This window comes from Nocardia sp. NBC_00403, assembly GCF_036046055.1.
Classification (GTDB): domain Bacteria; phylum Actinomycetota; class Actinomycetes; order Mycobacteriales; family Mycobacteriaceae; genus Nocardia.
The window spans coordinates 8,152,654-8,165,175 of sequence record NZ_CP107939.1 but is presented as its reverse complement, the minus strand read 5'-3'; the positions used below and the strand labels follow the sequence as shown (position 1 = coordinate 8,165,175).

At 67.0% G+C, this 12,522-nt stretch carries 11 protein-coding genes; 6 read left to right on the top strand and 5 right to left on the bottom strand.

Annotation, left to right across the window (positions count from 1 at the left end; genetic code table 11):
* Positions 1 to 4: 4 nt before the first annotated feature.
* Positions 5 to 1,156, top strand: a complete 1,152-nt coding sequence (locus OHQ90_RS36705) for an epoxide hydrolase family protein (RefSeq protein WP_328405551.1) — start codon at positions 5 to 7, stop codon at positions 1,154 to 1,156.
* Between the two features lie 107 nt (positions 1,157 to 1,263).
* Here OHQ90_RS36705 and OHQ90_RS36700 read toward each other — a convergent pair whose 3' ends face one another.
* Positions 1,264 to 2,007 (bottom strand): hypothetical protein, encoded by a 744-nt coding sequence (locus OHQ90_RS36700; RefSeq protein ID WP_328405549.1) that lies wholly within the window; start codon positions 2,005 to 2,007, stop codon positions 1,264 to 1,266.
* Between the two features lie 197 nt (positions 2,008 to 2,204).
* On the opposite strand from OHQ90_RS36700, the gene OHQ90_RS36695 reads away from it, so the two are divergent.
* Both OHQ90_RS36695 and OHQ90_RS36690 read left to right on the top strand, forming a co-directional pair.
* Positions 2,205 to 3,377 carry an acyl-CoA dehydrogenase family protein gene (locus OHQ90_RS36695; protein WP_328405547.1) on the top strand — a complete coding sequence of 391 codons (1,173 nt, stop codon included), beginning with the start codon at positions 2,205 to 2,207 and terminating at the stop codon, positions 3,375 to 3,377.
* A 9-nt stretch (positions 3,378 to 3,386) separates the two neighbouring features.
* Complete coding sequence (locus OHQ90_RS36690) at positions 3,387 to 4,514, top strand: acyl-CoA dehydrogenase family protein (RefSeq protein ID WP_328405545.1); 1,128 nt, start codon at positions 3,387 to 3,389, stop codon at positions 4,512 to 4,514.
* Between the two features lie 55 nt (positions 4,515 to 4,569).
* Here the strand turns inward: OHQ90_RS36690 and OHQ90_RS36685 are convergent, their stop codons facing one another.
* Entirely contained in the window at positions 4,570 to 5,037 is a 468-nt protein-coding gene (locus OHQ90_RS36685) for a hypothetical protein (RefSeq protein WP_328405543.1), read from the bottom strand.
* A 372-nt stretch (positions 5,038 to 5,409) separates the two neighbouring features.
* Here OHQ90_RS36685 and OHQ90_RS36680 point away from each other — a divergent pair, with 372 nt between their 5' ends.
* From OHQ90_RS36680 to OHQ90_RS36670, 3 genes are all read left to right on the top strand, one after another.
* Positions 5,410 to 5,622 carry a hypothetical protein gene (locus OHQ90_RS36680; protein WP_328405541.1) on the top strand — a complete coding sequence of 71 codons (213 nt, stop codon included), beginning with the start codon at positions 5,410 to 5,412 and terminating at the stop codon, positions 5,620 to 5,622.
* An 83-nt stretch (positions 5,623 to 5,705) separates the two neighbouring features.
* Positions 5,706 to 6,539 (top strand): GNAT family N-acetyltransferase, encoded by an 834-nt coding sequence (locus OHQ90_RS36675; RefSeq protein ID WP_328405539.1) that lies wholly within the window; start codon positions 5,706 to 5,708, stop codon positions 6,537 to 6,539.
* A gap of 63 nt (positions 6,540 to 6,602) precedes the next feature.
* Positions 6,603 to 7,412, top strand: coding sequence for a hypothetical protein (locus tag OHQ90_RS36670; RefSeq protein WP_328405537.1), 810 nt, complete (start codon positions 6,603 to 6,605; stop codon positions 7,410 to 7,412).
* Positions 7,413 to 7,467: 55 nt separating this feature from the next.
* Here the strand turns inward: OHQ90_RS36670 and tuf are convergent, their stop codons facing one another.
* From tuf to OHQ90_RS36655, 3 genes are all read right to left on the bottom strand, one after another.
* Positions 7,468 to 8,649: an elongation factor Tu gene (tuf, locus tag OHQ90_RS36665; protein ID WP_328405535.1), complete on the bottom strand. Its 1,182-nt coding sequence runs from the start codon at positions 8,647 to 8,649 to the stop codon at positions 7,468 to 7,470.
* Positions 8,650 to 8,945: 296 nt separating this feature from the next.
* Positions 8,946 to 10,781: a serine/threonine-protein kinase gene (locus OHQ90_RS36660; protein ID WP_328405533.1), complete on the bottom strand. Its 1,836-nt coding sequence runs from the start codon at positions 10,779 to 10,781 to the stop codon at positions 8,946 to 8,948.
* A gap of 148 nt (positions 10,782 to 10,929) precedes the next feature.
* Positions 10,930 to 12,396, bottom strand: a complete 1,467-nt coding sequence (locus tag OHQ90_RS36655) for a serine/threonine-protein kinase (RefSeq protein ID WP_328405531.1) — start codon at positions 12,394 to 12,396, stop codon at positions 10,930 to 10,932.
* Positions 12,397 to 12,522: the final 126 nt, after the last annotated feature.

Here is a 12,522-nt window from a genome sequence, read left to right as displayed (position 1 = left end):
CCTGATGGACATCGACCGCACCGCCATTCGCCCCTTCCGCATCGACATCCCGCAGGCGGATGTCGACGACCTGATCGAACGGCTTACGCGCACCCGCTGGTCGGCCCAGCTGCCCGGCGTGGGCCGGGAGCGTGGAGTCTCTGTCGACTACCTGAAGGAACTGGCCGAATACTGGCGCACCGGCTTCGACTGGCGGGCACAGGAAGCGGCGCTGAACGAGTTCCCGCAGTTCGTCACCGAAATCGACGGCCTCGACGTGCATTTCCTGCATGTGCGCTCGCCCGAACCGGGGGCGCTCCCGCTGATCCTCACCCATGGTTGGCCGAACTCGTTCGTGGAGTTCACGAAAACTATTGGGCTGCTGACCGATCCGCGCGCGCACGACCTCGACCCTGCGCAAGCGTTCCACGTCGTGATCCCCTCGGTCCCTGGTTTCGCCTTCTCCGAAGCGCCGCGCGAGACGGGAATGACGGTGCGCCGGGTCGCCGAGATGTGGGTGACGCTGATGGACCGCCTCGGTTACCAGCGCTATGGCACGCAGGGCGGTGACCTCGGCGCCTATGTCGCGCCCGAAATGGCGATCGACGCGCCCGGTCGGGTGGTCGGGGTGCACATCGACGGCGGCATCGGGCTGCCTACCGAGGCCGACGTGCCGGCCATGTCCATCGACGAGCGCGCCGAGTGGGATCAGATGCAGCAGTGGATGTCCGGCGGTATCGACCACCACGTCCTCTTGCGCGCGGCCCCACAGACGTTCGCGCACGCCTGGACCGATTCCCCGGTCGGCCTGCTCGCCTGGCTCATGCAGAAGTTCGACGAATTCACCCCGCTGGCAGACCGGGCCGAAGACGTGATGGACCGCGACCATCTACTGACCAACATCAGCCTGTACTGGTTCACCAACACTGCGGGCACGTCGTCCTGGCCGATGTACAACGGTCTCGACGGCAACGGCGCATTCACCTGGCCCACCGGTCAGCAGTTGGTCCCCACCGGCGTCTACGGCGGCGGCTCCGCACTAATGCGGCGACTTGCCGAGCGCGACAACATCATTGCGCACTGGCCGGAAGGCAACACCGGCAACCATTTCATCCCGATGGAACTTCCGGACATGCATGCCGCCGACGTCAGGACCTTCTTCGCGAAGCTGCGCTGAGGGCAATGAATTCGGGTGCGATCACCGCACGACCACACCCGAATTGCTACGCGGGCAACGAGATCGGAGTCAGGCGGTGCGCTGATCGACCGCGCCGCCGGGCTCGATCAAGCCGGTGCGGGCGCCGAGGTCGGGAGCTGGGAGTTGGCGGGGGCAGGTTGCGCCGCGCCCGGCTGCGACGGCGTTTCGCCCGGGACGGCGGGCGCGGCCGGTGCGGGCGCCGGGGCATTGGGGACAGTGAACAGCCCGACCGTCGGGGTCATCACGCAGTGCGCGAACGGGTAGTCGATGATGCCCCACATCGAGGCCAGGACCGTGCCCGATCCGCTCGCCACGTTCTTCGACAGGCTCGGCAGGCCGTATTCGGTCCGGTCGTCGAGCATGTCGAGACCGCTGGCGCCAGTATTGATGTTGATCCAGGCCACTGTCAGTCCGGAGGCCAGTGGCGAACCCGAGTGCGCGGGCGTTGCGCTGAACCGCAGGGTGCCCGGACTGGGGTTTGCGCCCTCGTTCGAGGTGGGCCCGTTGGCGGTGGCCGCGGCGATGATGGTGGTGATGGGGCCGTTGCTGCCACAGCCGAAGGTCGGCGCCGCGTACGCGAATGGAATGAACGTGCCTGCGACGTGCCGCAATTCGGCTACATCGACGAGCTTGGTGTACTGCTGCAGGGCGGCGACGCCCGCCTGCGTGGCTGTGTCGGATCCCGCGGTGTCGGTGAGCTGGGCGAGGCCGATGTCGACCGGCGAGGGCGCGACCGGTTCGGCCGCTGCGGTCCCGGTGAGTGCCAGCACCGCACCGATGCCGAGGGAGGTCATTGCCGCGGCCGCGCGTGCGATGGGTCTGCCGTTCACTCGTTACTCCTAGATACCGATCCCCAGGGTTCCCCTACCCACGCCCAGCAACGTACCAGCTCGTTGTTTCCGCCGCCGAGCTAGCCGGTCACGGTGTCCGGGCGAATGCGTGTCCTCCCGCTGTGACCCAGTCGGCAATGAGAGATTACCGGAGGGTAGGTTTGACTCGGACGTACGAGACACACCGGGAGATGTGTATGAAAATCAGTCTGTCCCCCGACGAGGTGGTCTTTCGCGATGAGCTGCGAAAGTTCTACCGGACCGAGATTCCCGAAGACATCCGTGAGCGCGTGAAATACGGCCGCGAACTGTCCCGCGACGACATCGTCACAGCGCACAAAATCCTCAACGACCATGGTCTGGCCGTGCCGAACTGGCCGGTGGAGTGGGGCGGCAAGGACTGGACGCCGATGCAGCGCCACATCTGGCAGGACGAATTGCAGCTGGCCTCGGTGCCGGAGCCGCTGACGTTCAATGCCCAGATGGTCGGCCCGGTGATCGCGCAGTTCGGATCACAGGAGGTCAAGCAGCGCTTCCTGCCTGCGACCGCGGCACTGGACATCTGGTGGTGCCAGGGCTTCTCCGAGCCCGACGCGGGTTCGGACCTGGCCTCGCTGCGCACCACCGCGGTGCGCGACGGCGATTCCTACATCGTCAACGGCCAGAAGATCTGGACCACCCTCGCGCAGTACGCGGACTGGATCTTCTGCCTCGTGCGCACCGATCCGAACGCACCGAAGAAGCAGGCGGGCATTTCCTTCCTGCTGTTCGACGTGAAGAGCCCCGGTGTCACCATCCGCCCGATCAAGCTCATCGACGGCGGCTACGAGGTGAACGAGGTCTTCTTCGAGAACGTCCGGGTGCCCGCCGATCAGCTGGTCGGCGAGGAGAACATGGGCTGGACCTACGCCAAGTTCCTGCTCGGCAACGAGCGCACCGGTATCACCGGCGTCGGCCGCACCAAGGTCAAGATCGGTGTGGCGAAAGACTATGCGCGCCAGACCAAGTCGGGCTCGGGCACACTGCTGGAGGACCCGGTCTTCGCGGCGCGGATCGCTGAGCTGGAGAACGAACTGCTCGCGTTGGAGATCACCCAGCTGCGCGTGGTCTCCAACTCTGTCGAGGGCAAGCCGAATCCGGCCTCGTCGGTGCTGAAGCTGCGCGGCTCCGAGCTGCAGCAGGCCGCCACCGAATTGCTGCTCGATATCGCGGGCCAGGACGCGGTGCCGGTCGACGCCGACGACATCGCCTCGCCCGGCTGGGCGCAGCGTAGCGGCCCCGGCTATCTGAACTACCGCAAGACAACCATCTACGGAGGTTCGAGCGAGGTGCAGCGCACCATCATCGCCTCCACGATCCTCGGATTGTGAGGCGACACCATGGATTTCGAACTCACCGATGAACAGGTCATGCTGCGCGACACCGTCCGCGATCTGCTGGCCCGCAACTACGATCCCGAATCCCGGCTGAAGATCACCGACACCGAACTCGGCTGGAGCCGCGATGTCTGGCGTCAGCTCGCCGAACTCGGCGTGCTCGGCCTGAGCTTCACCGAGGAGGACGGCGGCGTCGGTGCCGGACCGGTGGAGACCAACCTCGTGCTGGAGGAGTTCGGCCGTAGGCTCGCACCGGAGCCGATTCTGGACGCGGTGCTGGTGCCGGGTGGCTTGATCGCCAGGGTCGGCAGTGCTGAGCAACGGCAGCGGATCCTGCCCGAGGTGGTCGAAGGCAACAAGCTGCTTGCCTTCGCACATGCCGAGCCCGGGGTGCGCTGGCCGTCCACCGAACTGCGCACGACTGCGACGGCGCAGGGCGATTCCTACGTGCTGACCGGCATCAAAAACCCGGTGCCGCACGGCGACTGCGCCGATGAGCTCGTGGTGAGTGCGGTGCTGCCCGGTGGCGGTGTCGGTCTATTCCTGGTCGGTCTCGACGCCGCCGGCGTGGTCCGCAAGTCCTACCGGACGGTGGACGGCCAGCGTGGCGCACAGATCGAGTTCGACAAGGCGCCCGCGGAATTGCTCGGTGACAACCTCGACGCCGCGTCGGCGATCGAGTCGACCACCGTGCACGCCCAGGCCGGGCTGTGTGCGGAGTCCGTCGGCGCGATGGCGGAGGCACTGCGGCTGACCGCCGAATATCTGCGTACGCGTAAGCAGTTCGGTGTCACGCTGTCGAAGTTCCAGACCCTGACCCAGCGGGCGGCGAACATGTACGTCTCGCTCGAGCTCGCGCGCAGCATGAGTCTCTACGCGACGGCATCGCTGGCGGACGGCGGCAACGACACGGTGGTCGCGTCGCGGGCCCGGTTGCAGGTCGGGCGGGCCGCCCGGCACGTCGGTCAGGAAGCGATCCAGATGCACGGCGGCATCGGTGTCACCGCGGAATACCCTGTCGGCCACTACGTGGCCCGGCTCACCGCCATCGAGCGCACGCTCGGCGGCGGTTTCGAGCACTTGCGGGTGCTGACCGCGGGGGTCGGCGACTACGACCTGGCCGAGCTCTAAAAACCGGATGGCGGTGCGTGGGTTGTGAGCTCACGCACCGTCGCGGGGGATCGGATTACTCGCCGCCGCTGGATGGCTCGGCGGCCGGTGTCGTGGCCAGCGGCGGCGTCGGTTCGACGGACGGCGTAGTCGGTGGCGGCGTGGTCACCGGTTCGGGGGCCTCGGTAGCGACGACCGGCGGTGGTGGCGGCAGCGGACTGGTGTCGGCCCGCAACGTCGTCGTCCCGGACGGCCGGGTGGTCGATTCCCCCGGCGCCGCCGTCGGCGGCACGGTGAAGGCCACATCCCTACGCGGTGCGTTGGGGGCGACCTTCCAGGTGGGCGAGGGCGGAATGAAGACCTTCGGCACCGTCACGCTGGAGCCTTCCCGCATCGGTGCGGCGTCGGCGGCAGACTTGATCGGCGGTGGTGCGACATAGGTGTCGTGTTTACCGACACCGCAGGCGCCGATCAGGACGAGTCCGAGGGAGACCGCGCCCGCGGCGATCGCCGGACCGGCGATCTTGGTCCTGCTGCTCTCCATCGGTGACACTCCTCGTGCGTATCGAGTCGGGCTCACACTAATCGAGGCCGGGCGGCCCGGCCACAGGTGAGAAATTCGCTGGTGATGCGCCGAACATGCGAATCATAAACATCCGTAATTCAGATATCGAATTGATCTACATTGCGTGTCGCGGGCACGTGTCGCGAATGAACCGCGTTCCGTGGCTTAGCGTGTGATCAAAGTTACGCGTGAGACGCCTGTATCCAGATGAGAGACGCGCGGTGCGATTTGCGCGACAGCAACACTCTGATCGGCGTCATCGAGGAGTAGATGATGGGAGCTTACTCGACAACTCCGCTGCATGCCTCGTCCGCAGCCGCTGAACCAGCGGCCCCGGCAACGGTGCAGCATATGGTGTCGAACCAGCCAGTGCGCACCCTGTCCACGATTCTGTCGCGGATATCGGGCTGGCTGATTTTCGTCGGCGGAATCGTCGGGGCCGTCCTCGGCATTGCCGGCTTACATGTCGAAATCACGGTTGCCGGACTGATTCTGGCGTGCACAGCGGGTCTGGTCCTGCTCAAGCTCCGCGCCGAAGGTGCGCGAGTGGGCGAAACCGGCTGAAACGCTGACACTTCGGTATCTGCATTTTGCGCGCTCGCGAGAATTACGAGCGCACATCGTATTCGGGGCTCTAGCCTGATCCGATGCGCATCGAGATCACCACGGACCCCGCGGAGTTCCGATCGCGGACCGAGACGTTCCTGCGCCGTGACCCCTTGCGGCACACAGTGATCACCACCGGTACCGCCAACTCCGCCGGTGGCCTCGACGGCTCGAACGAGCCGTCGCGTTTCCTCTCGGCGCACGCCGAGGACGGCACAGTGCTCGGTGTGGCGATGCGCAGCGCGGGTCGCGACCTGTACCTCGGTGAGCTCGCCGACGGCTGCGTGGACGCCGTCGCCGAGGCGCTTGCCGAGATCGCTCCCGACGCGGGCGGAGTCGAGGGGGCCATCGAGACCGCCACCCGGTTCGGCGACCGCTGGAGTGCGATGCGCGGCGGCGGGTATCGGCACGCTTACACCACGCGCCTGTATCGGCTCCGCACACTCCGGTCCCCCGAGGCTGCCGGTTCGCCGCGCCGCGCGGTCGAATCCGACATCGATCTGTGCCTCGCTTGGTCGGAGGCGATGCGGGTCGAGTCGGGCATGGGCCCACAGGGGTGGACCGCCACGCTCGTGGGCAAGCGGATTGCGGCGGGGCGGTGGTGGCTGTGGGAACACGAGGGCAGGCCGGTCTCGTTGGCGGCCCATCAGGCGCCCGTGTACGGCTGGTCCCGCATTGGTCCCGTCTACACGCCGCCCGCCGATCGTGGCCACGGTTACGCCGGCATTCTGACTGCTCATGTGGCGCACACGCTGCGCACCGAGGGCATCGACGTCTGCCTGTTCGCCGATATCGACAACCCCACCCCGAACAAGATCTATCGGGCCATCGGTTTCGAGTCGGCCGGTGAATTCGTGCACTACGCATTCACCTGATAGCGACTGCGCACTAGTCCCCAATCCTGGGGAACCCTATTGTCATCGGGTTAACTCGATTGGGTGAGTTGCGATTTCGGGGTAGCCCCGGCCGCTGATGTCGATACCGCCCTCGACGCACTCGAGCGGTACCGGCAGATGTGGGCTCATCCCTACAGTGGTGCCATCTCGCCCGACGTAGGTGAGTTCGTGGCCGAGGCCAACGGTCGCAGCAGTGCCGATGATCTGGTCGTCACCATTGCGGACTCCCGCGGAGCGGTCCTGCGCGCCACCGGGCCCGGCCGCAACCGGCATCTGCACACCGTGCTCGAGCTGACCAAGGATCGCGACCTGGCGGTTCTCGACGTGCAGACCGGGCATCTCTACGACCCACGCGGCCACGTCGACGTCCTGGTCACCGTCGGTGACGGGCGGACGCTGCCGTACCTCACCGCCCCGCTGCTGGAAGACCTCGTGGTCGCGGGAACCGACCCGGACGACCCCTTTCTGGTCGTGGCGCGCGACGACGACAACTACATCGGGGCGCGCCGCTACGAGTGGGTCTACGAACTCGAACACCGAGCGGGATCCGAGGCCGAGCATTTCCGGGTGTACACCACCATGCACACGGTGGTCCGTGCCGTCCTGTGGGCGTGGGCCTGCGGCGACCCCTCGTGGTCGATCGCCCTGCCGTGGCGTCGGGTCGACCCGGGATCGCCCGGGATCGAGGTGGCGTCGGGAGCGGAGATTCTGCTGGACGAACTGTCGTCCATGACAACCGGTCTGACCGTCGACAGACTCGCGCTGCTCGATACGTTCCTGTCGATGCGAGCCACCAGGGTGCCGACCCTGGATCCGGAATCGCACCTCCCGGACGACGATGCGGCACAGTAGAAATCGGTCGTAATGCGGGGAGCCGCATGAACATCGCGGCTCCCCGCATCGCCCGCTAGTCGGTGCTGAGCACCGTGCCCGCACCGACAGTGCGCCCGCCCTCGCGGATGACGAAGCCGAGGCCCGGCTCGAGCGGAACCGGGTGACCCAGTCGCACGGTCAGTTCGACCGTGTCGCCGGGGATCGCCATTCCGATGTCGTCGGGCAGGGTCACGTCACCGACGACATCGCCGGTCCGCACGTAGAACTGCGGGCGGTAGCCGGAGGTGATCGGTGTGCGCCGACCACCCTCGGCCGTGCCGAGCAGGTACACGCGGGCGTTGAACCGGGTGTGCACCGCGATGCTGCCCGGCTCAACGACGACCTGGCCGCGACGGACCTGACCGCGCTGCACGCCGCGCAGCAGCAGCGCGACATTGTCGCCCGCTTCCGCGAACTCCATTGTCCGGCCGAAGGTTTCCACCCCGGTTACGACCGTGGTCAGGGCCTCGCCGTCGAGACCGAGCAGTTCCACCCGGTCACCGAGACGGACCCGGCCGCGCTCCACCGCACCAGTGACGACGGTGCCCCGACCGGTAATGGTCAGGACGTTCTCCACCGGCAGCAGGAGCGGCGCGTCGGTGTACCGGACGGGGGTCGGTACATGCGTGTCGACAGCGTCGAGCAGTTCGAGCAGCGCCGCGGTCCAGTGGTCCTCGCCCGCCAGCGCCCGCAATCCCGACACCCGCACGACCGGTAGTTCCGCGCCGGGGTAGCCCTGGGCGGTGAGCAGGTCACGGACCTCCAGCTCGATCAGGTCGAGCAGTTCCGGGTCGCCCGCGTCGGCCTTGTTGAGGGCGACGACGATGTGCTCGACGCCGACCTGACGGGCCAGCAGCACATGCTCGGCCGTCTGCGGCATCACGCCGTCCTGCGCGGAGACCACCAGGATGGCGCCGTCGAGCTGGGCGGCGCCGGTGATCATGTTCTTCACGAAGTCGGCGTGACCCGGCATGTCGATGTGCGCGTAATGCCTGGTGGCCGTTTCGTATTCGACATGCGCGATATTGATGGTGATACCGCGCAGCGCCTCCTCCGGCGCGCGGTCGATGCGGTCGAAGGGTACGAAACTACCGCCGCCACGCTCGGCGAGCACCTTGGTGATCGCCGCCGTGAGGGTGGTCTTGCCGTGGTCGACGTGACCCATGGTGCCGATGTTGAGGTGCGGCTTGGTGCGGACATACGTCTTCTTGGACATGGGATTTCCCTGGTTTTCGAGATGGCGCGACGGAACCTCTAGGACGGGTGACCTTCCCCGTCCGAGGTCCCGGGACATCCCGGGGAAGGTCAGCTTCGGGCGCCGTCGAGCTGCGCGGCAGCGGCTGCCGACGCTGCCAGGGCAGCCGCCATCGCGTCCGCGACTGCGGACTGCTGAGCGATGACGAAGCCGAACATGTCGACCATCGTAGGATCCGGGACGGCTCCGGCGCGAAGCATTTTCGCCTTTCGCCGCGAGCCGAGCCCGAGAACCGCGGGATACGACGGGTTTTCGCGTTAGTTCAGCGGTGCCGTGCGCCACCAGCGCATGGCGTTCTCGATGCTGCCCGCGAGACCGTCGGTGTACATGGCGAACTGGGCGCGATCCTTGTCGCCGGTGAAGACGGTGATGATCTTGGGCCCGTCGTTCGTGTACTTGTAGTTCGTGTACGACATGCCGCCGTTGGTGTCGGTCGACTTGGTGTTCGTCGGCAGGGCGTTGACCATGGCCTGCACGTCAGCGGCGGATTTGTAGACGAAGATCGTGTAGAAGGGGTCCGGGTCGGCGGTCTCACCGCCGCCGTAGCAATCCCACTCGTAGAGCCACTTGCCGAAATCCGGTGAGCCGGTGGTCGGCGGCGATGGCGAGGTCGAATCGGCCGCGATGCAATGGGCGCCGTTGTAGCCGGTGTCGCCGGACTTGGACGTGGGCACCATGCGCCCGAATTCGGTGCTGATCGCTTCGATGCTCGGAGTCGCCGTGCCGCTGTTGCTCGACGAGGACGACGAGGACGACGTGGACGACGTGGACGACGTGGATGTGGTGGTGCTGGCGGTCGATGACGAATCGTCGGTGACGGCTCCGATAATGCCGAGAACCACCAGGATCAGCACCACCACGCCGAGGCTGATCCCGATGATGAGTCCGGTGTTGGACTTGTGTCGCGGCGGTTGACCGGGGGGGATCGGCCGCACGCCACCACCATTCGGCGGTCCGGGTGGTGTGTGGAAACCGAATGGGTGCTGGTTGGCCGGCTGCTGGTACGGGTTCGGCTGCTGTTGGGCGGGGCCGGTCTGCATGGGCGGCTGCACCTGCGTGCCCGGCGGGGTGTTGGCGAGGGGTGGTCCGGTCAGCGGGTGTGCCCCGCTCGTACGCGGACCCGGCCCGTTGGCCACCGGAAACGGTGTTCCCGTCACGGGAATCGGCGGTGCGGTCTGCGGGCGAGGTCCGCCGGTCAGGGGAACGGCGGGCCCGGTGACGGGGCGTGGCCCGCCGACGACCGGCATCGACGGCACGCTCGGATTGGTGAGGGCGTGGCGTGCGGCGGCCGCGAACTCCGAACAGGAGGCGTACCTGTCCTCCGGCCGCTTGGCCATGGCCCTGGCGAGGACGCTGTCCAGCGCATAGGGCAGTCCGGGGCGGGCGCTGCTGAGCGCGGGCGGCGCGGCCTGCAGATGTCCCTGGATCACCGCGGCCGGGTTGGTCGCAGCGAAGGGGCCGGTGCCGGTGAACAGCCAGAACAATGAGCAGGCCAGCGAATACTGATCCGATCGGTGGTCCAGTGTGGCGCCGGTCAGCTGCTCGGGTGAGGCGTAGGCGAGCGTCGCGGTGAAGGTCCCGGTTTGGGTGAGATGGCCGGTGTCGTCACGCAGCCGGGCGATGCCGAAGTCGGTCAGGTACACCCGTTCGCCGCGTCCCGCGCCCGAGCGGGCCAGCAGGATGTTCGCGGGCTTCACGTCGCGGTGCAGCACGCCCATGCCGTGGGCGTAGTCGAGCGCGTCCGCGGTCTCCTTGATGATCTGCACCGCCCGCTCCGGCGGCAGTGTCTTGGGATCCACCGACGCGGCATCGATGCCGTCGATGTACTGCATCGAGATCCACAGCTGCTCATCGTCGAGGCCGCGGTCGTACACCGTGACGATATTGGGGTGATCGAGCTGGGCGACCAGATCCGCCTCCCGTTCGAACCGCGCCCGCACCTCCTTGTCGAAGAACATCTCTCTGTTCAACAGCTTCAGCGCCGTCATCCGCGGTAGCCGCGGATGTTTCGCCAGGTAGACCGAACCCATGCCACCGCGACCCAGTTGCCGATCGATGACATAGCCGGCGAAAACGTCACCGCTGGCCAGCATGTCTGCTCCACTTCCCGCCACGCATCGGGACCCACCGATGCGCAGACGTACAGCATAAGAACGCGCGATCGGCCCGACCCGTGCGCGAAAAACATCGAAACCTTAGCAGTATTCGGGCAGCCCAGCTCGCCCATTTTATAGCGAAAAGCTATGGCGGAGGAGGTGGTTCGGGCGGTTGCCGCCCGCCGCGCCGCGCCGAATCGGGCGGCGTCGACCTGGCCGGTCGCGCCCGAATATCGGGTAGCGCAATGGTTCCCGGACGCGGCTTCCGCCGCGGTGGCAGCGGCATCCGCGGTGCCGCCGAGCTCGGCGGCGTGTCGGCGGATCCGGCCGGCCCCTGCTGCTCGGGCGACACCTCGGTGTTGTGTGGTGCCGAGTGTGTGAGGTGTGGTGGCGTGTATTGCCGCGCGGTAGGAGACACGACGTGTGGTGAAACGGCTTGCGGGTGCGCCGTATACGCCGTTGTCGCCTGCGGCGGTGTGGGGTGTGGTGGCATGGATTGCTGTTGCGTGGCAGGAGATGCCGTGTGCGTCGGAGCGGCCTGCGGTTGCGCGGGGGAAGCCCATGCGGGCTGCTGTGGTGCATGGTGTGGTGCGGCGTGATGAGGCGGCAGGCCATACGGTGCGGCGTGGTGTGATGGCGGGCCGTGCTGTGGTGCAGGGTGTGGTGGCAGCTGGTTGGTCGGCGCGTGATGTGGCGGCGTCGTATCGACGGGCGGCCGGCCAGGTGCGGGGTGTGCGGTGTGCGGTGATCCGTTCGGAGGGTGCGGGTGTTGCGGCCCGCTGGACGAGAGCGCCCATCGTGCTGCTGCCGCGAACTCCGAGCAGCTGCCGAACCGGTCTGTCGATCGTTTGGCCAGCGCCCGCGCGAGTACTCCGTCCAGTGCGGGTGGAATGCCCGGCCTGGTGTGGCATATAGACGGCACCGGTCCGTAGATATGGCCGTTGATGACCGCGGCCGGATTGCCGCCGGAGTACGGTCCGACGCCGGTCAGCATCCAGAACAGGGTGCAGGCGAGCGCGTATTGATCGGCCCGATCGTCCAGTGGCAGCCCGAGCAACTGTTCGGGTGCGGCATAGGCGAGGGTGGCGGTGATCGAGCCTGCCGAGCTCAGCGTGGTGTCGCTGTCGCGCACGCCCGCGATGCCGAAATCGGTGAGCAGCACCCGTTCGGGCTGTCCGATCGGCGCTTTGGCCAGCAGGATGTTCGCCGGTTTCACGTCACGGTGCAGCACGCCGTTGGCGTGCGCGAAATCCAATGCCTTGGCCGTGTCGCCCACGATTTGCACCGCTCGACCCGGCGCGAGCACATTCACATCCGCGCAGGATGCGTCCGCCCCGGGAACGAACTGCATGGAGATCCACAGCTGCTCGTCCTCCGCGCCGCGGTCGTAGACGGTCACGATATTGGGATGGTCGAGCCGGGCGATCAGGTCGGCCTCGCGCTCGAAGCGGCCGCGGATTTCGGTGTCGCTGTAGAGCTCCGGGTTCAGCAGCTTCAACGCGGTCAGCCGTGGCAGCCGCGGATGCTTGGCCAGATAGACGGTGCCCATGCCGCCTTGGCCGAGCACGCGCTGGATGGCATAGCCCGCGAAGACGTCGCCTTTGCGCAACACAGTGGATTCACCCCCCTCATCGGGTCGAGCACCTGGATCCTACCGATGTATCTCTATGCGCCGCCTCGATGCAACAGACTCGTTGTGCGGTCATTCGGCCTATGTATCGGTTGCTCCCGGCTTGTC